The following is a 21,149-nucleotide window of genomic DNA, read 5'->3' on the forward strand; positions in this document are numbered from 1 at the left end:
ACCACAGAACAAGCCCGCAGGAGCCTTGCCGATGCCCGACATCCACACCCGACCGCATCCGGACGCCGCCGTCGCCGCCGCGCTGGACCGCCTGCCGCGCGAGCGCCTGCCGGAGCTGCTGCGCCGCATCCCCAAGGCCGAGCTGCACATCCACATCGAGGGCTCGCTGGAGCCCGAGCTGATCTTTGCGCTGGCCCGACGCAACGGCGTGACGCTGCCGTATCCGGACGTCGAGGCGCTGCGCGCGGCCTACGCCTTCACCGACCTGCAGAGCTTCCTGGACATCTACTACGCCGGTGCCAGCGTGCTGCTGCACGAGGCCGACTTCCACGACATGGCCTGGGCCTACCTGCAACGCGCGGCGGCCGACGGCGTCAGGCGCTCCGAGATCTTCTTCGACCCCCAGACCCACACCGAGCGCGGCGTGCCCATCGGCACCGTGATCGCCGGCCTGAGCGGCGCGCTGACGAAGGCCCGCGCCGAGCTGGGCGTCGACGGCGACCTGATCCTGTGTTTCCTGCGCCACCTGAGCGAGGAAGCCGCCTTCGAGACCCTGGAAGCCGCGCTGCCGCACCGGGCGCATTTCATCGGCGTCGGCCTGGACAGCAGCGAGCGCGGCCACCCGCCGAGCAAGTTCGAGCGGGTCTTCGCGCGCTGCCGCGAACTGGGCCTGCACGTCGTCGCCCATGCCGGCGAGGAAGGCCCGCCGGCCTACATCGTCGAGGCACTGGACCTGCTCCAGACCGAGCGCATCGACCATGGCGTGCGCTGCGTCGAGGACCCGTCGCTGGTCGCCCGCCTGGCCGCCGAGCGCATGCCGCTGACGGTCTGCCCGCTGTCCAACGTCAAGCTCTGCGTCTACCGCACGATGGCCGAGCACAAGCTGCCGGCGCTGCTGGAGGCCGGCCTGTGCGCGACGATCAACAGCGACGACCCGGCCTACTTCGGCGGCTACATGAACCAGAACTGGCTCGAAACCTTCGCCGCCTTGCCGCAACTGGGCGCCCGCGAGGCCTGGCAGCTTGCCGCCAACAGCTTCGAGGCCGCCTTCGCCGATGCGACCCGCAAGGCCGCCTGGCGTGCCGAGGTCGACCAGGCGGTGCTGGCGCTGGCGGACTGAGCGGCAGGGTGCGGCCGGTTCAGGCCTCCACCCTCAACCACACCGTGAACACCGCGCCGCTGCGGGCGTCGTCGCGGTGGGCGGCGCGCAGGTCGCCGCCGTAGCGCTCGACCAGGCTGCGGCTGATCCACAGGCCCAGGCCGGTGCCGTCCTTCTTGCGGGTCACGAAGGGCTGGAAGAGCTGGTCCATCAGCTCGGCATCCAGGCCGCCGCCGGTGTCGGCCACCGACAGCGTGACCCAGTCCACCGGCGTGCCGTGGCTGTCGGGCTGGCGCAGGTCGCGGCTGGACAGGGTCAGCGTGCCGCCCTCGGGCATGGCGTGGATGGCGTTGACGATCAGGTTGATCAGCACCTGCTGCAGCTCGTTGCGGTTCAGCGCCGGACGGCCGGCCGCGCGCAGGTCGCGTTCGACGGCGATGCGGGTGCGGCCGGCCAGGTGGCCGGTCAGCACGAGGCAGTCCTCGACCACCGCCGCCGTGTCCAGTGGGGTGACGTAGCCGGCGTATTCGGCCGGCCGGGCGAACTGCAGCAGCTGGGTGACGATCAGGCGCATGCGCTCGATCTGGGCGTCGATCAGGCGCAGCTCCTCGTCCGAGGCCCGCGCCACCTCGGCCGGCAGCTGGCTGCGCAGCAGGTCCAGGTTGCCCTGGATCACCGCGATCGGGTTGTTGACCTCGTGGGCGATGCTGGCGGTGAGCTGGCCGACGGCGGCGAGCTTCTCGCTGCGCAGCAGCTGCGTCTGGGTCGCCGCGAGTTCGCGGTTGCTGGCTTCGAGCGCCGCCGTGCGCTGGGCCACCTTGGCGTCCAGCTCGGCGTTCAGGCCCTCGAGCGCGCGGGTCTTGTCGGCGATCAGGTCCAGCAGCGCGTCCAGGTGGCGGGCCAGCCGGCCCAGCTCGTCGGTGCTGTCGAGCGCGCCGACGCGGGCCTCGGCCGCGCCGGACTCGATGCGCTGCAACGTGGCCTCCATCTGCTCGACCGGCCGGAAGATCGTGCCGGCCCAGCGCAGCGAGACGAAGGCCGCCACCACCATCACGGCGAAGAAGATCACGCCGATGCCGGCCAGCATGCCGTACTTGAGCCAGATGAAGGGCCGCTCCAGGTAGCCGACGTAGAGCATGCCCACGCGCCGCCCGGCGCCATCGGTGATCGGCTGGTAGGCCGACACGTACCAGTCGTTGACGACGAAGGCGCGGTCCAGCCAGGTCGAGCCGCGCACCAGCACGGCGTCGTGAACCGCCTGCGAGACCCGCGTGCCGATGGCGCGTTCGTCCTGTGCCGGTCCGAACAGCCGCACGTTGGTGCCCACGCGCACGTCGTCGAGGAACAGCGTGGTGGTGCCGCGGCTGCCGAAGGGCAGCGAGCCTTCCGGGTAGACGATGGCGTTGATGTGGTCGATCAGCGCCAGGTTGCGGTTGAGCAGCCGGCCGGCCTGGACATGGCCCAGCAGCCGGCCGTCCGGCGCGCGCACCGGGTGGCTGGCCAGCATGACCATCGCGCGCTCGACCCGGCGGGTGGAGCCGGGTGCGGCATCGCGGGTGGGCAGCACGTCCACGCCGACGCGGTCGCGCAGGCGCGGCGCCAGCACCGCGAAGGCGGCCGCGTCGAGCACCTCGATGCGGCTGTGCGCCGCCGCATCGGCCGGCGAGCGGCCCGGCCGGGCGCGGCTGTCGGCCGGCTCGGTCTCCTGGCTGCTGCCCTGGTCGGTCAGCAGCAGCCGGCCCTCGGCATCGCGCAGGTTGACGAAGTCCAGCGCCTGCACGTCGCGCACCTCCTGCAGCAGCGCGACCAGCCGCTCGCGGCCCGGATCGGCCAGCGCCAGGTGCAGCGCATGCGAGCCGGCGACCGCGCCGGCGCTGGCCGACAGCTCGGCCTGCACACGCTCGAAGTAGCCTTGCGCGACCGCCAGGTCGGCGCGGATCTTGGTGATCAGCATCCGGTCGAAGGCGACGTCGCCCCAGACCAGCAGCAGCACGCCCAGCAGCGGCAGCACGCCGGCCAGCGGCAGCAGCACCAGCGCGAGCAGCTTGGTGCGGATCGAGCGCCGCAGCGCGACCTTCCAGCGGGTCAGCATCGCCGGCGCGCGCGGGTCAGCGCGGCTCGCCGGAGGCTGGCGGCAGCGAGCCGTCGGCCGACCATTCGGCCACCCGTCGCTCCAGCGTGCGCCGCGAGATGCCCAGGCGCTGCGCTGCCTCGGTCTTGTCGCCGCCGACCGATTCCAGCACCGCCAGGATGTGGCGCTTCTCCAGCGTGTGCAGGTCCAGCGGGGCGTCGTCGCGGGTCGCGCCGGTGGACGTCGCGGGCGTGCTGGGCGCGGCCGGCGCACGCATCACCGGCCGCGGCAGGCTCTGGTAGAGCGCGCTCACGTTGAGCGCACCGACGATCAGCGAGCGCTCAATCAGGTTGCGCAGCTCGCGCACGTTGCCGGGCCAGTCGTACTGCTGCAGGTAGCGCATCTCGTCGGCCGTGACCTCGATCGGCGCGACGCCCAGGCGCGGCGCGAGCGTGTCGATGAAATGGGCGACCAGGTCGGGGATGTCCTCCTTGTGCGCGCGCAGCGGCGGCAGGCGCAGCTCGACCACCTGCAGGCGGTAGTAGAGGTCGGCACGGAAGCGGCCTTCGCGCACGTCGTCACCGAGCGGCCGGTTGGTGGCCGCGACGATGCGCACGTCGACCGGCACGCTGCGCTCGCTGTCGGGCGCGCGCACGCGGCGGTCCTCCAGCACGCGCAGCAGCGTGGCCTGCAGCGAGGCCGGCAGCTCGCCGATCTCGTCGAGGAAGAGCGTGCCGCCGTGCGCCATCACGAACAGGCCCTCGCGGCCGGGGCCCTGGCCGCCGTGGCCGAACAGCTCGGCCTCCAGCTGGGCCGGCGCGGTGGTGGCGCAGTTGACCGGCACGAAGGGCGCGGCCGCGTGCGCGCTCAGCCGGTGCAGGGCCAGCGCGGCGAGTTCCTTGCCGGTGCCGGACTCGCCGGTCAGCAGCACCGTCGAGTCGACCGTCGCGACCCGCCGCAGCGCGGCCTGCAGGCCCTTGATGACGATGGACTGGCCGACCAGCCCGTCGGCCGGCGGCGTGCGCTGGCTCAGGTTGCGGCGCAGCACCCAGTTCTCGCGCCGCAGCTGGGCCCGCTCCAGGCCGTGCCGCACGGCGCCCAGCACCTGGGTCAGGCGGAAGGGCTTGAGCAGCATGTCGCCGGCACCGGCCCGCAGCGCCTCGATGGCGGTGTCGAGGTCGGCGAAGGCGGTGATCAGGACCACCTCGGCGGTGATGCCCTGGGCGCGCATGTCCTTGAGCAGGTCGATGCCGTTGCGGCCGGGCAGCGCGATGTCCAGCAGCACCAGGTCGTAGCGGTGGCTGCGCAGCAGGGCCTCGGCCTCCTCGGCCGAGCCGGCGCCCATGACCTCGCGCACCCGTGGGGCCAGCGCCTTCTCCAGGAAGTGGCGCATGCCGGGTTCGTCGTCGACCACCAGGATGCTGGCGCGCGGCCAGTGGTCGGGCATCGTCGCCGCATGCGTGACGGCCTGGGCCGCGACCTGGCGGGCGGCGTCTTCCTGGGGCGATCGGGGGGAGTCGTCGAGTTCAGTCGGGACCATGCAGGTCAGCCAGCGTGTTGAGGTTGTCGAAGGCGGCCACGTCGTCGAAACGGACGATGGCCAGGCGGCGGCTGGCGGCCCAGCGCATGACGCGGCGTTCACCGCCGGCCAGCGCCTGCGCCAGGGGTCCGGCCAGCTCGCGGCGGGCCAGGCAGAAGACCGGCTGGTGGTACAGCGCGTCGTCGGCGGCGGCCGGGTCGGGCGTGGCGGCGACGGCCAGCTCGGCGTCGTCGGCCTGCAGCGCGGCGGCCAGGCGTTCGGCCAGGTCGAGCGGGAAGGCCGGCGTGTCGCAGGGCACCGTCAGCAGCCAGGGCGTGGTGCAGCGGCGCAGGCCGGTCAGCCAGCCGGCGAGAGGACCGGGGTGCGGCGGCACGCCCTCGGGCAGCTCGTCGGGCCAGACCGGCCAGCCCCAGGCGGCGTAGGCGTCGAGGTGGCGGTTGGCGTTGACGGCCAGCGCGCCGACCTGGGGCGCCAGCCGCTCGGCGGCGTGGCGGGCCAGTGGACGGCCGTCGCGCGTCTGCAGGCCCTTGTCGAGCCCACCCATGCGCCGGCCCTGGCCACCGGCCAGCACCAGGCCGGTGATGTGCAGACGGTTCGGGGGCAGGTCGGACGACATGGCGGCGAGCATACCGGCGGCCCCGGTGCAGCCGACCCAGGGCATCCCGCGGACGGCGTGGTCGGGGTCACGTGCGCGACACGGCCTCTGCGACAATGCCGGCCCCGAGCCGCTGGTGCCGTCGTGCCCCGGCGGCTCGTCGTTTTTGTCCTTCCCGCCGTCCGCGCGCCCACGCCGGCGGCCGTCATCACCGGGCCATGTCGAGGAACACCATGTACAAAAACCTCCCGGGCGAACGCCGTGCGTTCGTCTGTCTCGCGCTGTTCGGCGCGGCCACCCTGGTCCTGCCGACACCGGCAGCGGCCGCCGAAGGCCCACCGCTCAAGGTCGCCTTCGTCTACGTCAGCCCGGTCGGCAACGCCGGCTGGACCTACCAGCACAACATGGGCCGGCTGGACCTGGAGCGCCGCCTCGGTGCCGCCGTGCAGACGACCTTCGTCGAGAACGTCGCCGAGGGCCCGGATGCCGAGCGCGTCATGCGCGACCTGGCCGGGCAGGGCTACCAGCTGATCTTCGCCACCAGCTTCGGCTACCTGGAGCCGGCGCTGCGCGTCGCGCAGGAGTACCCGCAGGTCAAGTTCGAGCACATGGGCGGCTACAAGACCGCCGCGAACGTCAACACCTACAACGCCCGCTTCTACGAGGGCCGCTACCTCGCCGGCTACCTGGCCGGGAAGATGAGCCGCAGCGGCATCAGCGGCTACGTGGCCGGCTTCCCGATCCCGGAGGTCGTGCAGGGCATCAACGCCTACACGCTGGGCATGCGCGCGGCCAACCCGAAGGCGCAGGTGCGGGTCAGCTGGCTCAACACCTGGTTCGACCCGGCGCGCGAGCGCGAGGCCGCGCAGGCGCTGGTCTCGCAGGGCGCCGACACGCTGACCCACCACAGCGGCTCGACCGCGATCCCGCAGCTGGCCGAGGAAAAGGGCGTGATGCTGCTGGGCTACCAGAGCGACATGAGCCACATCGCGCCGAGCGTGCAGCTGACCAGCGTCACGCATGTCTGGGGCGAGCGCTATGCCAAGGTCGCCGCCGACGTGCAGGCCGGCCGCTGGAAGCCGCAGCCCTACCTGGGCGGGCTGCGCGAGGGCGTCATCAAGCTCGCGCCGTTCAACAAAAAGGTGCCGGCCGACGTGGCCTTCCAGGTGCGCGACCGCGAACGGGCGATCGCGATGGGCAAGCTGCATCCGTTCGCGGGCCGCATCGTCGACCAGGCCGGCAAGGTCCGCCAGGCCAGCGGCACGATGAAGGACGCCATGCTGGCGCAGATGGACTACCTCGTCGAGGGCGTGGTCGGCACGATCGCCAGCAAGCCCTGACGCGACGGGACGCGACCGGGCGCGATGCCGCCGGCCCGATGCCGCCGGCCCGATGCCACGCGCTTGACGCGGCGCAAGCCAGGGCCGCGGCGGCCGGCCGGTTGATGGTTGATCCCGAGTCCGCCGACACTCGCCCGGGTTTACGGTCCGGACCCTGGAGTGCCCGCATGAACGACGCCCCGAACCCCGTGACTTCCGTGCCCGCGGCGACCCTGCCGCGGCACACGACGCTGTCGACCCTCGAGTCCTTGATCTGGACCGAGCTGGATCTGGCCGTTCACAGCCGCGCGTCGGCCGACCGGCCGGCCCATCCGTGGCGCCGGGCGGCCTTCGCCACGGTCGGCGAGGACGGCCCGGAGGTCCGCAGCATCGTGCTGCGCGACCTGCAGGCTGACCGGCGCGAGCTGGTCTTCTACGCCGATGCGCGCTCGCCCAAGGTGGCCCAGCTGCGGGCCGATCCGCGCGGCCAGATCTTGTGCTGGAGCGAGCCGCTGGGCTGGCAGGTCCGGCTGGCCTGCACGATCGAGATCGCCACCGACGGCCTGGACGTCACCGCGCGCTGGGCCCGCATCCGCCACCGGCCGGCTGCGCACGACTACCTCTCGCCGCTCGCGCCCGGCTCGCCGCTGGAGGCGCCGGCCGTGCCGCTGGCGCCGGAGCGGGTGCGCGAGTCCTTCGCGGTGCTGACCGCCAGGGTCCGCGCGATCGACTGGCTGGAGCTGCATGCGCAGGGCCATCGGCGGGCCCGTTTCGAGCATGGGCGCGAGCCGCAGTGGCTGGTGCCGTGACCGGCTGGGCAGCCGGCAAGCCCGTCGTCACGGGCAGGACCGCGCGAGCCGGTGACAATTCGACACGTCGCACCCTCGCGCCTTCCTGAGCTTTCCTGACCGTGTCCTCGTCCACCTCCTCCTCCGTCCTCACGCCCAGCCTCACCTCCACCCCCAACCCGGTCGCGCTGCGGCTGGGCTATGCCGGCCTGGCGCCCTTCGTGCTCGGCGCGCTGCTGACGATGCTGATCCCGGCCGACCTCCACGAGGGCGCGGTGCTGGACTTCGTCTTCCACGGCCTGATGGCCTACGCCGCCGTGATCGTCTCCTTCCTGGGTGGCATCCACTGGGGCCTGGGCATGCGCTCGACCGTGCCCTCGCCGGTGCCCTATGCCTGGGGCGTCTCGCCGTCGCTGGCGGCCTGGTTCGCGATGCTGCTGCCGGCCCATGCCGGGCTGATCATCGCGGGGCTGTCGCTGATCGCCTGCTACCTGGTCGACCGCCGCACCTACCCGTCGCATGGCCTGGGCGGCTGGATGACGCTGCGCTTTCGCCTCACGATGGTGGCCGCGCTGAGCTGCTTCCTGGGCGCGGCCAGCTACTGATCCCGCCGCGAGGCGCCCTTCCTCGAACCGCCTCCGGGCATCCGTCATGGTCCGCTACCACGTCGAACTGGCCGATCTGCATGCCCACCACTACCGCGTCACGCTGACGCTGGCGCAGCCCGCGCCGCGCCAGCGCCTGAGCCTGCCGGTGTGGATTCCGGGCAGCTACCTGGTGCGCGAGTTCTCGCGCCATCTCAGCGGCCTGGAAGCCCGCCAGGGCCGCGAGGCCCGGCCGATGCGCCAGATCGACAAGTGCAGCTGGGAGGTCGACTGCAGCGGCCGCGCCGCGCTGACGGTCAGCTGGCAGGTCTACGCCTTCGACGCCTCGGTGCGCACCGCCTGGCTGGACAGCCAGCGCGGCTTCTTCAACGGCACCAGCCTGTTCCTGCGCGCCGAGGGCCGCGAGGACGTCGAGCATGCCGTCACGCTCGGCCCGCTGCCCGAGGGCTGGCAGGTCTCGACCGGGCTGACCGGCACGCCGAAGAAGGGCTATGTCGCGCCGGGCTACGACGCCCTGGTCGACCATCCCTTCGAGCTGGGACCGTTCTGGCTCGGCCGCTTCGAGGCCTGCGGCGTGCCGCACGAGTTCGTCGTCGCCGGGGCCGCGCCAGGCTTCGACGGCAGCCGGCTGCTGGCCGACACGCAGCGCATCTGCGAGGCCCAGATCCGCTTCTGGCATGGCGACCAGCCGCCGCCCTTCGAGCGCTATGTCTTCCAGCTGGCCGTGGTCGACGACGGCTACGGCGGCCTGGAGCACCGCAACAGCACCGCGCTGATCGCCGGCCGGCGCGACCTGCCGCGGCGCGGCCAGGCCGCCGGCGAGCTGACCGAGGGCTACGCGACGCTGCTGGGCCTGATCAGCCACGAGTACTTCCACACCTGGAACGTCAAGCGCCTGAAGCCGGCCGAGTTCATCCCCTACGACCTGGGCCGCGAGAACCACACCGAGCTGCTGTGGTTCTTCGAGGGCTTCACCAGCTACTACGACGACCTGTTCCTGCTGCGGGCCGGCCTGATCGACCAGGGCCGCTACCTCAAGCTGCTGGCCAAGACCATCAACCAGGTGCTGGCCACGCCGGGCCGTCAGGTGCAGAGCGTCGCCCAGGCCAGCTTCGACGCCTGGCTGAAGTACTACCGTCCCGACGAGAACACCGCCAACGCGACCGTCAGCTACTACACCAAGGGCGCGCTGGTGGCGCTGACGCTGGACCTGCGCCTGCGCGGCGAAGGCCGCGGCTCGCTCGACGAGGTCATGCGCCGGCTCTGGCAGCGCAGCGGCGCGGCGGCTGGCCACGAGGGCCCGGTCACGCACGACGACATCGCCGAGGCGCTGCAGGCGGTCGGCCGCCGGCGCGATCCGCAGGCCTGGGCGCGTGAGCTGGAGACGCTGGTGCGCAGCACCGACGAGTTGCCGGTGGCCAGCCTGCTGTCGGACGTGCTGGGCTACGTCTGGCGGCATGAACCGCCGACGGTGGCGCAGCGCCTGGGGGCGCGGGTGGCCGACGGCAGCCTGAAGGTCCAGGCGGTGCAGCGCGGCAGCGCGGCCGAACGGGCCGGCCTGGCCGCCGGCGACGAGCTGCTGGCGCTCAATGGCTGGCGCCTGGCCCGGCTAGACGACCTGCTGCTCTACGGCGGTCTGGACCAGCCCCAGACGCTGCTGGTGGCGCGCGACCGCCGCGTGCTGACGCTGAGCCTGCCGGCCTCGCGCCCGGCCGGCGCGGTGACGCTGGCGCCGCAGGACAAGGCGACGCCGGTGACGCTGCGGCGCCGCTCGGCCTGGGCGGCGCCGAGCGGCGGATGAAGGTCCCCCGTCTCACGCCAGCGCTGGTCGGCGCGGCGCTGCTGGCGCTGCTCGGTCACGTCTGGCTGATCGAGGCGGTGCGCGACTCGATGCAGGCCATCGACCTGCGCGTGCCGGAGATCCGGCGCGCCGAGGTCCGCTTCGACCGCGTGCTGGCGCCGACCGCGCCGGTCGAGGTCCAGGCGGTCCGCCCGAAGCCCGCACCGACGCCGCGCCTGGCCCAGGCCGCTGCTGCACCCCGGCCGCCGGAACCGGCCGCATCCGACGCCGCCGATCCCGCCGCCGAGCTGGCCGCCGATCGGGCCACCGAACAGGCTGCCGAACAGGCTGCCGAACAGGCCCGCCAGGAGGCCGAGCGTGCCGCGCTGGCCGTGGCCGATGCGCAAGCGGCGGCCGATGCGGCGTCGGCGGCGCAAGCGGCCGCGTCTGCTGCACAAGCTGCCGCCACACCCGTCCGCCCCGGCCTGCCCGAGTTCGTCTGGCCGGTCTCGACCCGCCTGAGCTACCGCCTGACCGGCTGGTACCGCGGCGAGGTCAACGGCCATGCCGAGGTCGAATGGCTGCGGCTCGATGCGCAGCGCTACCAGGTCCATCTGTCGGTCTCGATCGGTCCGGCCTTCGCGCCGCTGATGACCCGGCGCATGAGCAGCGAGGGCCGCATCACGCCCGAGGGCCTCGCGCCGCAGCGCTACGAGCAGCTGACCCAGCAGATCATCGGCCGCGACCGCCAGGTCACGATGGCCTTCGAGCCGGGCGGCATCCGGCTGGCGCGCGGTGATTCGGTGCCCTACCAGGGCGACGTGCAGGACACCGCCAGCCAGTTCATCCAGATCATCTACCTGCTGCGCACCCGGCCCGACCTGGCCCGCACCGGCCAGGCGATGGCCTTTCCGCTGGCGCTGCCAAACCGGGTTGACGCCTGGGTCTACGAGGTGGCCGAGAAGGTCGTCGAGCAGACGCCGGTCGGCCCGCTGGAGACCCTGCACGTCAAGCCGCGCCGCCGCGCCGAGGGCGGCAACCTGACCGCCCAGATGTGGTACGCCCCGACGCTGCAGATGCTGCCGGTGCGCATCCGCATCGAGCAGGACGCTCAGACATGGGTCGACCTTCGCCTCGAACGGGCGCCCGAGCAAGGCAGTTGATGTTGGCCCCTCGGCCGGCGGGTACGCCGTCCGATCCCCCACGGGGATGCGCAGGCCGCTTGGGGCGGCCCGGCGCTGGCCTGCTGGCCCCTCGGCCGGCGGGTACGCGGTCCGATCCCCCGAGGGGATGTGCAGGCCGCTTGGGGCGGCCCGGCGCTGGCCTGCTGGCCCCTCGGCCGGCGGGTACGCCAGGGCGACAGCCTCGTGTCGGACCCGCTCGCTATAGTCGTTCGCTTCACGTCCGACCCCACCTGCGACCCCCAGGAGAACCGTCCCCCATGAGCACCCCGACCTACGAGAACATCCTCGTCGAGACCCGTCCCGGCGCCGGCGAGATGAGCTATGGCTGGATCACGCTGAACCGGCCGAAGGCGCTCAATGCGCTGAACGATCCGCTGATGGACGAGCTCGGCGCGGCGCTGCTGGCCTTCGATGCCGACGATCGCATCGCCTGCATCGTCATCACCGGCAGCGAGAAGGCCTTCGCGGCCGGCGCGGACATCGCGCTGATGCATCCCTTCGACTTCCCGAACGCCTACCGCAAGGGCCTGATCTCGCGCAACTGGGACACCCTGCGCCAGGTCCGCAAGCCGGTGATCGCGGCAGTGGCCGGCTTCGCGCTGGGCGGTGGCTGCGAGGTGGCCATGGCCTGCGACCTGATCATCGCGGCCGACACGGCCAGGTTCGGCCAGCCCGAGGTCAAGCTCGGCGTCATCCCCGGTGCCGGTGGCACCCAGCGCCTGCCGCGCGCGGTCGGCAAGAGCAAGGCGATGGACCTGGCGCTGACCGGCCGCATGATGGACGCGGCCGAGGCCGAGCGCGCCGGCCTGGTAGCCCGCGTGGTGCCCGCCGCCGAGCTGCATGCCGAGGCCGACAAGATCGGCCAGACGCTGTCGGGCTACTCGACGCTGGCGCTGATGGCGGTCAAGGAGAGCGTCAACCGGGCCTACGAATCGCCGCTGTCCGAGGGCCTGCTGTTCGAGCGCCGGCTGTTCCACGCGCTGTTCTCCAGCGCCGACCAGAAGGAAGGCATGGGCGCCTTCCTTGAAAAGCGCCCGCCGAAGTTCACCCACTTCTGAACGACGGCCGCAGCCGCCATGAAAAACGCCCCGCACTGCGGGGCGTTGTCGTTCGGGGCCGGGTCCGATCAGGACTTGGACGCCACCTGGATGCGGCGCTCGACCTCGGCCGCCGGGATCGCGCCCGGTGCGCGGGTGCCGTCCTCGAAGACGATGGCCGGCGTGCCGTTGACCTTGAACTTGCGCGCCAGCGCGCTGTTGCGGTCGATCGCGGCGGTGTCGCAGCCGGCACCCATGGACTTCGGGGCGCGCACGCCGTCGACCATCCAGGCGCGCCAGGCGGCGGTGTTGTCCTTGGCGCACCAGAGGTCGCGGGACTTGTCCGGCGAGTCGCCGCCGAGGATGGGGATCACGAAGGTGTAGACCGTCACGTCCTTGACGTTGACGAGGTCCTTCTCAAGCTTCTTGCAGTAGCCGCAGTTCGGGTCGGCGAAGACGACGATCTTGCGCGTGCCCTTGCCGTTCTTCCAGACGATCGCGTCCTTCAGCGGCAGGCTGGCGAAGTCGATCGCGGTCAGCTTGGCGATGCGCTCCTCGGTCAGGTTGCGGCGGGACGCGGTCTCGATGATCTCGCCCTGGATCAGGTAGGCGCCCTTGGCGTCGGTGTAGACCACATCGGTGCCCAGGCGGATCTCGAACAGGCCCGGCACCGGCGCCGGCCGGACCTCGTCGATGGTCGGCAGGGTCGGGTAGCGTTCCGCGAGGTTCTTGCGGATGACGGCCTCGTCGGCGCGCGCCACACCGCCCAGCAGGGCGCAGAACGACAGGGCGAGGGCGGCAAGTGCGCGCAGCTTCATGGACATGTCCTGGTGAGAAATCGGTTTGGTTCCGATGGTAAGGGTGAGGTTCCACCCCTGCGCCTTCCGGGATGTGACAGGCGGCGCGGTCCGCCGGTCTCGTTCAGGCGTCCAGCGCCCGCGCGGTCAGCCAGCGCTTGACCGGGCCGAGCCGGTCGACCGCCGACATGCCGACGTTGCGCAGGCTGCGCAGCGGCGCGTCCTGGGCCGCGAACAGGTGCAGCAGGCCGTCGGTCAGCGTGCCCATCGCGTGGGTCGGCGTCTGGCGGCGGCGCACGTAGCGGCGCAGCGTGCGCTCGTCGCCGGCCGCGCGCCAGGGCGTGTCGGCCCGGGCGGCGACCAGCACGTCGACCAGTGCGCGCACGTCGCCCAGGCCCAGGTTGAGGCCCTGGCCGGCCAGCGGGTGGACCGCGTGGGCGGCATCGCCCAGCAGCACCCAGCCGGGGCCGCACCAGCGCTGCGCCTGCGCCAGCATCAGCGGCCAGGCGACGCGCGGGCCGGCCAGCCGCAGCGTGCCGGCCGCGCCGCCGCTGGCCGCGCCACCGCTGGCCGCATTCAGGGCGGCCTCGAAGGCGGCGTCATCGAGCGCCTGCAGCTCGGCCACCTGGGCATCGGGCAGCGACCAGACCAGCGCGTAGGCGTGGCCCGGCGCGGGCCGGTCGAAGGGCAGCAAGGCGAGGATGTCCGGGCTGCGGAACCACTGCCGCGCGACGCCCTGGTGCGGCCTGTCCGCGACCAGCCGCGCGGCGATCGCCTGGTGGCCGTAGCCGTGCCGGTGCCAGTCGGCGCCGAGCGCCTCGCGGGTGGCCGAGTCACGGCCCTCGCAGACCGCCAGCAGCGGCCGGGCCAGGTCCGTCGCCGCACCCGCCGGCCGGGCCTGCATGCGCGGGTCATCCGGCTTGAGCCGCTGCACATGCGGCGCGAAATGCAGCGCCTGGGCCAGCGCCTCGTCCAGCGCGGCGGCATCGACGATCCAGGCCAGCGCGTCGACCGCCTGGGTCCAGGCGCTGAAGCCGAGCTGGCCGCCGTCGTCGCCGCGCACGTCCATCGCGTCGACGGGCGTGATGGCATCGGCCGGCAGGGCGTCCCAGACCCGCAGCTCGCGCAGCAGCGCAGCGGAGGCGGCGTTCAGCGCATAGGCCCGCACGTCCGGCCCGCGTCGCGGCGCGGCCGCCGCGTCCAGCCCCGCCAGGCCAACCTGCCAGCCCTGGCGGCTCAGCGCCAGGGCGAGGCAGGAACCGACCGCGCCCTGGCCACGGATGCACACGTCGAGGGGGCGGGAAGCAGCGCTGTTCATGGCGGCGGATTGTAGGGAGCCCCCCCTGCGCGGACGCCCCGGCGACCGGCTGGCCACAATCGCCTCCCGGTCCGCCGTTGAGGTGGATCAGCCTCCCGCCACCGGACCTCTCCGCCCATGCAGAACGACCTTCCAGACGCAGACCTTGCCCGCGCCACCGACGACGGCAGCAGCGCCGCCCGCATCGCCGGCCTGCACGTCCACCCGCTGAAGTCCGGCGCGGCGCTGTCCTTCGACGCGGTCCGGCTGTCGCCCACCGGCTTCGAGAACGACCGCCGCTGGATGCTGGTCGACCCGTCCGGCGAGTTCTTCAGCCAGCGTGAGCACCCCCGCATGGCGCTGCTGCGGGCGGTGGTCGAGGCCGGTCGTCTGCACCTGGCCGCGCCCGGCCTGCCGCCGCTCTCGGTGCCGGTCGATCCGCCGCTGGCGCGCGGCGTACCGGTGCGGGTCTGGAACGACGCCTTCGACGCCCTGCCGGTCGACCCGGCCGCCGACCGCTGGTGCAGCGACTTCCTCGGCGAGCCGGCCCGGCTGGTCGTGACCCATCCGGCCATGCACCGGCCGTCCAACCGCCAGCGCACCGGCGACATCGAGGCGCTCAACGGCTTTGCCGACGGCTACCCGATCCTCGTCCTCTCCACCGGCTCGCTGGCCGAGCTGAACCGCCGCCTGGCCGGGCAGGGCAAGCCGGCGGTGGCGATGGCGCGCTTCCGTCCCAACCTCGTGCTGGACGGCCTGGACGCGCATGCCGAGGACCACCTCGACGAGCTGCACATCCCCACCGACGACGGCCCGGTCGTGCTGCGCCTGGTCAAGCCCTGCCCGCGCTGCCCCATGCCCGACGTCGACCCCGCCACCGGCCTGCGCGGCGACGAGCCCGGCCCGACCCTCGCCAACTACCGCGCCGACCCGCGCCTGGACGGCGCCATCACCTTCGGCATGAACGCGGTGATCGTCGAGGGCATCGGCCGCATGCTGCGGGTGGGGCAGGCGGTGCGCGGCACGGTGCGGTTCTGAGGCGTCAGTCGGCCGGCCCGGCGCGTTCGCCCCGGCGCCGCTTGCGCTCGGCCGGCAGGCGCCGCTGCGGGTCGGTCAGCACGTCGTCCAGCACCTCCGCCAGGTGCCAGGCGGCCAGGTCGATCTGGCCGACCAGCGCGGCGTCCCAGCGCTGGGCGTAGCGGGCGTCGATCTTGTGCGCGGCGGGGTAGTAGCCGTCGGCGCGGGCGATGCGGCAGGAAGCCTCGGCCCAGTCGGTCGGTGACGAGCCGGCGGCCGGTGCCGCATGGCGGGCCTGCACGTCGCGGCGCAGCGCTGGCAGGCCGCCGGGACGGGCCTCGATCAGGACGCTGTCCCACAGCGCGTGCAGGTTGGTGCTGTGGTCGACCTGGCGCCAGCTGATCGCGTAGCCGTTGCCGCCGCGGTCGTCGGCGCGGCCGGCATGCAGCGGCTGGTGCAGGTCGGCGACCAGGTGGACGATGTAGCGCAGCGCCTGCAGGCGTTCGGTGTCGTCCGGGTCAAGCGCCAGCACCGCGAGCTGGCGGTTGACCGCCTCGATCGCGCACTGGCCCTTCAGGCAGTGCTCGGCGGGCTTGTACTCGCAGGTCTCGGGCGGCAGGTTGACGAAGTGCCAGCGCGCGGTCATCGGCGTGCGGAAGGCGTCGGCCCAGCTCGCGACCTCGGCCAGCCGGGTCGCGTCGTCCAGGGCCAGCAGGCGACGCGCCTCGGCGTCGGCGGCCGGGCTCAGGCGGGCCTGCGCCAGGTCGGCGATCAGCTCATGGCCGGCATGGCCCCAGGCGCGGGCCGATGACGGCGCGAGCAAGGGCGCGAGCAGGTGCAGGGTGATGAACAGGACGGTGGCCAAGGTGGTGGCCAAGGGGGTGGCCGAGCGGGAGGCCGAGCGGGTGGCCAGGGTGCGGGGGGCAGGGGACTTCATGGCCCGCAGTGTCGGTCCGGGCGCTCGCCGGGAAGGTCGCAAACCTACAATCCGCGTTTCTCCGTCGCCCGCTCGGGCGACGCCGACCCGAACACCCCGAGATCCCGACATGAGCCTCAAGTGCGGCATCGTGGGCCTGCCCAACGTGGGCAAGTCCACCCTCTTCAATGCGCTGACCAAGGCCGGCATCGCCGCCGAGAACTACCCGTTCTGCACCATCGAGCCCAACGTCGGCGTGGTCGAGGTGCCCGATCCGCGCCTGGGCAAGCTCGCCGAGATCATCTCGCCCGAGCGCATCGTCCCGGCCATCGTCGAGTTCGTCGACATCGCCGGCCTGGTGGCCGGTGCGAGCAAGGGCGAAGGCCTGGGCAACCAGTTCCTGAGCCACATCCGCGAGACCGACGCGATCGTCAACGTGGTGCGCTGCTTCGAGGACGACAACGTCATCCACGTCGCCGGCAAGGTCGACCCGATCGCTGACATCGAGGTCATCCAGACCGAGCTGTGCCTGGCCGACCTCGGCACGGTCGAGAAGAGCCTGCACCGCTACAACAAGGCCGCCCGCTCGGGCAACGACAAGGAAGCCGCCGCGCTGGTGAAGGTGCTGGAGAAGTGCCAGGCCGCGCTGGACGAGGCCCGCCCGGTGCGCTCGATCGAGTTCAGCAAGGAGGAGCAGGCCATCGTCAAGCCGCTGTGCCTGATCACCGCCAAGCCGGCGATGTTCGTCGGCAACGTGTCCGAGACCGGCTTCGAGAACAACCCGCTGCTCGACCGCCTGAAGGCCTACGCCGCCGCCCAGAACGCGCCGGTGGTGGCGATCTGCGCCAAGACCGAGTCCGAGCTGTCCGAGATGGACGACGAGGACCGCACGATGTTCCTCGCCGAGATGGGCCAGGACGAGCCCGGCCTGAACCGCCTGATCCGCGCCGCCTTCAAGCTGCTGGGCCTGCAGACCTACTTCACCGCCGGCGTGAAGGAAGTGCGCGCCTGGACCATCCACATCGGCGACACCGCCCCGAACGCGGCCGGCGTGATCCACACCGACTTCGAACGCGGCTTCATCCGCGCCCAGACCATCGCCTACGAGGACTTCATCGCCTTCAAGGGCGAGCAGGGCGCGAAGGACGCCGGGAAGATGCGGGCCGAGGGCAAGGAGTACATCGTCAAGGATGGCGACGTGATGAACTTCCTGTTCAACGTCTGAACCGTCCATCCCCCCGACGACAGGGCCGCCGCAAGGGCGGCCTTTTTCGTTTCACCGCGTCCCCGTCAACCCGAACATCGCCCCCTCCGGATCGATGCCGTTGACGATCCAGCCGCCGCCGGGCACCTCCATCGGCCCCACCACGACCTGGCCGCCGGCCGCGACGATGCGTTCGGCGGCGCGGTCGATGCCGTCGACGCGGAAGTAGATCAGCCAGGCCGGCCGGCCACCGCCGGTGACGGTCATCACGCCGGCGAGGTCCTGGCCGCCCACCGTGATGAGCTGGTACACGCCGTCCGGGCCCATGTCCATCGCCGTGCCCAGGCCCCAGCCGAACTGGCTGGTGTAGAAGGCGGTCGCGGCCGGGCCGTCGCTGGCGTGCAGCTCGTGCCAGGCGCCGTGGCCGGGGCGGTCGGGGGCGCAGGCGGTGCTCTCGGCGTCGCTGGCGCCACGCATCAGGTAGAAGGGCGCACCCTGCGGGTCGGCCAGCATGGCGATGCGGCCGACGTCGGGGATGTCGAAGGCCGGCACCTGCAGCTGCGCGCCGGCGGCGGTGGCCGAGGCCACGCTCGCGTCGACATCGTTGACGCCGAGGTACATCACCCAGGCCGGCCGCGCGCCTTGCGTGCACATCTCGGCGGTCAGGGTGAAGACGCCGCCTACCAGGCCGTCCGGCGCGCCGATCATGCGGTAGTCCATCGCCGATCCGGGCGGTGGCGGCTCGCCGAAGCGCCATCCGACGACGGCCTCGTAGAAGCGCTGCGCGGCCTGCGGGTCGCGGGTCATCAGCTCGTACCAGATGGGGGTGCCTTGGGCGTGGCTCATGGGGGTCTCCAGGTGTCGATGCGGGGGCTGCTGGCATCATCCTCGGCCTCGCAGCGGGGCGATCATGCCCCGCGCATCGCCTCCTGAACACGCCTGCGCGACCCCAACATGGCCACCAAGAAGATCACCCGCATCGAAGTCCAGCGCTGGAAATCGGCGAGCAACGTGCATGGACTCGTCGACATCGGCTTCGACGGGCTGTTCATCCAGCAATTCCCGCCCGAGGACCGCGAGCCCATGCACGTGCTGAGCATGAGCGAGGCCGACGCCCGCCTGCTGTTCGTGCTGCTCAAGGCCCAGCTGGCCGAGTTCGACGGCCGCAAGGCGCGCAGCCAGCGCTGAGGCGCCAAGCCGGCCGGACGCGGCCTCAGCCCGGCACCACCGAGTGGTCCGCGTCCGGGCGGTGCCACGGGTCGACGTGGGTCATCACGTTGAGCACGCGGTGGCGGCGCATGATGCGGCGGCGGGCCTCGACGGCGATGTCGTGGCCGGCCTCGACGCTCAGGTCGGCCTGGACCTCGATGTGGACGTCGACCACCACCAGGTCGCCCATCTTGCGGGTGCGCAGGTCGTGCACCGACTCGACGCCGGGCGTCTCGGCGACGGTCTGGCGGATGGCGGCGACCTCGGCCTCGTCGATGCCGCGGTCCATCAGGTCGTGCAGGGCGTCCCAGCCGAATTCCCAGCCCATCTTGCCGACCATGAAGCCAACGATCAGCGCGGCGATCGGGTCGAGGATGGGGTAGCCGGCCAGGTTGCCGACGATGCCCAGGCTGACCACCAGCGACGAGGCCGCGTCCGAGCGCGCATGCCAGGCATTGGCCACCAGCATGCTGGACTTGACCCGCGTCGCGACCGCCAGCATGTAGCGGAACAGCGATTCCTTGGCGACCAGCGCGCCCAGCGCGACCCACAGCGCGATCAGGTCGACGCGGGGGATGGCCTCGGGCGCCTGCAGCTTGGTCACTGCCGACCACAGCATGCCCACGCCGACGGCCAGCAGCAGGGCGCCCAGCACCAGCGAGGCGGCGGTCTCGTAACGGTGGTGGCCGTAGGGATGGTCCTCGTCGGCGTCCTTGCGGCTGTGATGGCTGGCCAGCAGCACGACGAAGTCGGCCACCAGGTCCGACAGCGAATGGATGCCGTCGGCGATCAGGGCCTGCGAGTGCGCGAGCACGCCGACGACCACCTGCACGGCGGTCAGCACGATGTTCACGACCACGCTGACCCAGGTGCTGCGCGTGGCGGCGGCGGCGCGTTCTCCGGCGCCGTGTTCGAGGTCTTCAGGATCGTCCAGGGGCAGGTCGGCAAGCTTCATGGGGGTGTCTTCCAGGCAAGGGGGCGGATGCTGCCGCGTCGACGTGACGGCGTGCTGAAGGTGGTCGCTCAGCCGACCCGGTAGGTCTGCAGGTGGATGCTGGTCTCGGTCGCGCCGATGCCCTTGATCAGCCGGACCCGCTCCAGCACGGCGGCCAGTTCCTGCAGGTTGGCCGCGCGCAGCTCGGCCAGGAGGTCCCAGCGGCCGTTGGTGTCGTGCAGCGCCGCGACGCCGGGCTCGCCCAGCAGCGTGGCGATGACGGCGCGGGTCTGGTTGCCCTCGATGGCGATGCTGGTCCAGGCGCTGATCTGGGCGGTCTCGACATCGGGCTTGAGCCGCACGGTGTAGCCGACGATCACGCCGGCATCCTCCAGCCGGGTGATGCGGTTGCTGACCGTGCCGCGCGACACGCCGAGCCGGTGCGCCAGGTTGGCGATGCTCTCGCGGGCGTTGGCGCGCAGCAGCCCGATCAGTTGCAGGTCGACGCTGTCCATGTCGGACCTCCTTTGTGCAGATTGTCAGCAAGCGTTGCCGTTTTGCCAAACATCTGCCGAAAACGCAGCGTTCTGGCGGCTGGCGGCTGGCGCGCGGGGCTCGAAGAATCGTCTCCATTCTTGAGATCAAGTTCCGGAGACATCCCCATGACCACCTTCCTGTCCCCGCGCGACGTCGCGCAGATCGTCGCCGCGCAAGGCGTCGCCGGCAGCTTCTGGCGCCTGGCCGGCTATCTGGAGGCCGACTACCGCCGCTGGGCCGACTTCGACAAGACGCCGCGCGTGGCGGCCCATTCGCGCGAGGGCGTGATCGAGCTGATGCCGATCGCCGACGCGGCGCTCTACAGCTTCAAGTACGTCAACGGCCACCCCTCGAACACGCGCGCCGGCCTGCCAACCGTGATGGCCTTCGGCGTGCTGGCCGAGGTCGCCACCGGCCTGCCGCTGCTGCTGTCGGAGCTGACGCTGACCACCGCGTTGCGCACCGCCGCGATGTCGGCGCTGGCCGCGCGCACGCTGGCGAGGCCGGACAGCCGGCGCATGGCGCTGATCGGCAACGGCGCGCAGAGCGAGTTCCAGGCGCTGGCCTTCCACCACCTCGTGGGCATCGGCGAGATCAGGCTGTTCGACGTCGACCGCGCCGCGACCCGGCGCCTGCAGGGCGCGCTGGCCGGCGTGCCGGACCTGCGCCTGATCGCCTGCGACAGCGTCGAGCAGGCGGTGCGCGGTGCGGACATCGTGACCACCGTGACGGCCGACAAGACCCGCGCGACCATCCTGCGGCCCGCTCACATCGAGCCCGGCATGCACCTGAACGCGGTCGGCGGCGACTGCCCCGGCAAGACCGAGCTGGACGCGGCCATCCTCGACCGCGCCAGCGTCTTCGTCGAATACGAGCCGCAGAGCCGCATCGAGGGCGAGATCCAGCAGATGCCGGCCGACTTCGCGGTGACCGAGTTCTGGCGCGTGCTGACCGGCCAGGCGGCCGGCCGCCGCCGCGCCGACGAGGTCACGGTGTTCGATTCGGTCGGCTTCGCGCTGGAGGACTACTCGGCGCTGCGCTGGCTGCGCGACAGCGCCCGCGAGCTGGGCCTGGGCGCGCCGCTGCCGCTGGTGCCGCAGCAGGACGATCCGAAGAACCTGTTCGGCGCGCTGGGGCTGGACCTGGGCAGCGCCCGCCCCCAGGCCGCCTGAGGCGCGGCGCGTTCGGGCGAGACCGTCCCTCACGCTGGCGACGGCGAG

The 21,149-nt window shown here is 72.4% G+C and carries 20 protein-coding genes; 11 read left to right on the top strand and 9 right to left on the bottom strand.

What is annotated here, in order from left to right:
• Window positions 1–31 precede the first annotated feature (31 nt).
• Window positions 32–1,120, top strand: a complete 1,089-nt coding sequence (locus tag Q8X39_RS18110; protein ID WP_305751096.1) for an adenosine deaminase — start codon at window positions 32–34, stop codon at window positions 1,118–1,120.
• 19 nt (window positions 1,121–1,139) lie between these two features.
• Here Q8X39_RS18110 and Q8X39_RS18115 read toward each other — a convergent pair whose 3' ends face one another.
• Genes Q8X39_RS18115 through mobA form a run of 3 tightly spaced genes read right to left on the bottom strand, consistent with a single transcriptional unit; the run spans window position 1,140 to window position 5,326 of the window.
• Window positions 1,140–3,191, bottom strand: a complete 2,052-nt coding sequence (locus Q8X39_RS18115; protein ID WP_305751097.1) for a sensor histidine kinase — start codon at window positions 3,189–3,191, stop codon at window positions 1,140–1,142.
• Window positions 3,192–3,207: 16 nt separating this feature from the next.
• On the bottom strand, window positions 3,208–4,710 hold the full coding sequence (locus tag Q8X39_RS18120; protein ID WP_369538124.1) for a sigma-54-dependent transcriptional regulator: 1,503 nt from the start codon (window positions 4,708–4,710) through the stop codon (window positions 3,208–3,210).
• Entirely contained in the window at window positions 4,697–5,326 is a 630-nt protein-coding gene (gene mobA / locus Q8X39_RS18125; RefSeq protein ID WP_305751098.1) for a molybdenum cofactor guanylyltransferase MobA, read from the bottom strand. Before mobA ends, Q8X39_RS18120 begins: the two co-directional genes overlap by 14 nt.
• 212 nt (window positions 5,327–5,538) lie before the next feature.
• Here mobA and Q8X39_RS18130 point away from each other — a divergent pair, with 212 nt between their 5' ends.
• From Q8X39_RS18130 to Q8X39_RS18155, 6 genes are all read left to right on the top strand, one after another.
• Window positions 5,539–6,645, top strand: a complete 1,107-nt coding sequence (locus Q8X39_RS18130; RefSeq protein WP_305751099.1) for a BMP family ABC transporter substrate-binding protein — start codon at window positions 5,539–5,541, stop codon at window positions 6,643–6,645.
• A 167-nt stretch (window positions 6,646–6,812) separates the two neighbouring features.
• The gene (locus Q8X39_RS18135; protein ID WP_305751100.1) at window positions 6,813–7,433 is read left to right on the top strand and encodes a pyridoxamine 5'-phosphate oxidase family protein; all 621 of its coding nucleotides are present in this window, start codon (window positions 6,813–6,815) and stop codon (window positions 7,431–7,433) included.
• A gap of 101 nt (window positions 7,434–7,534) precedes the next feature.
• Complete coding sequence (locus Q8X39_RS18140) at window positions 7,535–8,017, top strand: DUF3429 domain-containing protein (RefSeq protein ID WP_305751101.1); 483 nt, start codon at window positions 7,535–7,537, stop codon at window positions 8,015–8,017.
• Window positions 8,018–8,063: 46 nt separating this feature from the next.
• Window positions 8,064–9,818: a M61 family metallopeptidase gene (locus Q8X39_RS18145; protein ID WP_305751102.1), complete on the top strand. Its 1,755-nt coding sequence runs from the start codon at window positions 8,064–8,066 to the stop codon at window positions 9,816–9,818.
• Window positions 9,815–10,960, top strand: coding sequence for a DUF3108 domain-containing protein (locus tag Q8X39_RS18150; protein WP_305751103.1), 1,146 nt, complete (start codon window positions 9,815–9,817; stop codon window positions 10,958–10,960). Before Q8X39_RS18145 ends, Q8X39_RS18150 begins: the two co-directional genes overlap by 4 nt.
• A gap of 278 nt (window positions 10,961–11,238) precedes the next feature.
• Window positions 11,239–12,039: an enoyl-CoA hydratase gene (locus Q8X39_RS18155; RefSeq protein WP_305751104.1), complete on the top strand. Its 801-nt coding sequence runs from the start codon at window positions 11,239–11,241 to the stop codon at window positions 12,037–12,039.
• Between the two features lie 68 nt (window positions 12,040–12,107).
• Here the strand turns inward: Q8X39_RS18155 and Q8X39_RS18160 are convergent, their stop codons facing one another.
• Together Q8X39_RS18160 and Q8X39_RS18165 are read right to left on the bottom strand one after the other, a co-directional pair.
• A complete protein-coding gene (locus Q8X39_RS18160; protein WP_305751105.1) occupies window positions 12,108–12,836 on the bottom strand; it encodes a DsbC family protein in 729 nt (242 codons plus the stop codon).
• A gap of 103 nt (window positions 12,837–12,939) precedes the next feature.
• Window positions 12,940–14,133 (bottom strand): FAD-dependent monooxygenase, encoded by a 1,194-nt coding sequence (locus Q8X39_RS18165; protein ID WP_305751106.1) that lies wholly within the window; start codon window positions 14,131–14,133, stop codon window positions 12,940–12,942.
• A gap of 117 nt (window positions 14,134–14,250) precedes the next feature.
• Between Q8X39_RS18165 and Q8X39_RS18170 the strand changes: the two genes are divergently transcribed.
• Entirely contained in the window at window positions 14,251–15,150 is a 900-nt protein-coding gene (locus Q8X39_RS18170; protein WP_305751107.1) for an MOSC domain-containing protein, read from the top strand.
• A gap of 4 nt (window positions 15,151–15,154) precedes the next feature.
• Here Q8X39_RS18170 and Q8X39_RS18175 read toward each other — a convergent pair whose 3' ends face one another.
• Complete coding sequence (locus Q8X39_RS18175; RefSeq protein WP_305751108.1) at window positions 15,155–16,066, bottom strand: S1/P1 nuclease; 912 nt, start codon at window positions 16,064–16,066, stop codon at window positions 15,155–15,157.
• 109 nt (window positions 16,067–16,175) lie between these two features.
• On the opposite strand from Q8X39_RS18175, the gene ychF reads away from it, so the two are divergent.
• On the top strand, window positions 16,176–17,270 hold the full coding sequence (gene ychF / locus Q8X39_RS18180) for a redox-regulated ATPase YchF (RefSeq protein ID WP_305751109.1): 1,095 nt from the start codon (window positions 16,176–16,178) through the stop codon (window positions 17,268–17,270).
• A 51-nt stretch (window positions 17,271–17,321) separates the two neighbouring features.
• Here the strand turns inward: ychF and Q8X39_RS18185 are convergent, their stop codons facing one another.
• Window positions 17,322–18,095, bottom strand: a complete 774-nt coding sequence (locus tag Q8X39_RS18185) for a VOC family protein (protein WP_305751110.1) — start codon at window positions 18,093–18,095, stop codon at window positions 17,322–17,324.
• 108 nt (window positions 18,096–18,203) lie between these two features.
• Between Q8X39_RS18185 and Q8X39_RS18190 the strand changes: the two genes are divergently transcribed.
• On the top strand, window positions 18,204–18,437 hold the full coding sequence (locus Q8X39_RS18190; protein ID WP_305751111.1) for a hypothetical protein: 234 nt from the start codon (window positions 18,204–18,206) through the stop codon (window positions 18,435–18,437).
• A gap of 25 nt (window positions 18,438–18,462) precedes the next feature.
• Here the strand turns inward: Q8X39_RS18190 and Q8X39_RS18195 are convergent, their stop codons facing one another.
• Window positions 18,463–19,413, bottom strand: coding sequence for a cation diffusion facilitator family transporter (locus Q8X39_RS18195; RefSeq protein WP_305751112.1), 951 nt, complete (start codon window positions 19,411–19,413; stop codon window positions 18,463–18,465).
• 68 nt (window positions 19,414–19,481) lie between these two features.
• The gene (locus tag Q8X39_RS18200; protein ID WP_305751113.1) at window positions 19,482–19,907 is read right to left on the bottom strand and encodes an Lrp/AsnC family transcriptional regulator; all 426 of its coding nucleotides are present in this window, start codon (window positions 19,905–19,907) and stop codon (window positions 19,482–19,484) included.
• A gap of 147 nt (window positions 19,908–20,054) precedes the next feature.
• Here Q8X39_RS18200 and Q8X39_RS18205 point away from each other — a divergent pair, with 147 nt between their 5' ends.
• Window positions 20,055–21,101, top strand: coding sequence for an ornithine cyclodeaminase (locus tag Q8X39_RS18205; RefSeq protein WP_305751114.1), 1,047 nt, complete (start codon window positions 20,055–20,057; stop codon window positions 21,099–21,101).
• Window positions 21,102–21,149: the final 48 nt, after the last annotated feature.

Source organism: Leptothrix discophora (assembly GCF_030705305.1).
GTDB lineage: Bacteria > Pseudomonadota > Gammaproteobacteria > Burkholderiales > Burkholderiaceae_C > Sphaerotilus > Sphaerotilus discophorus.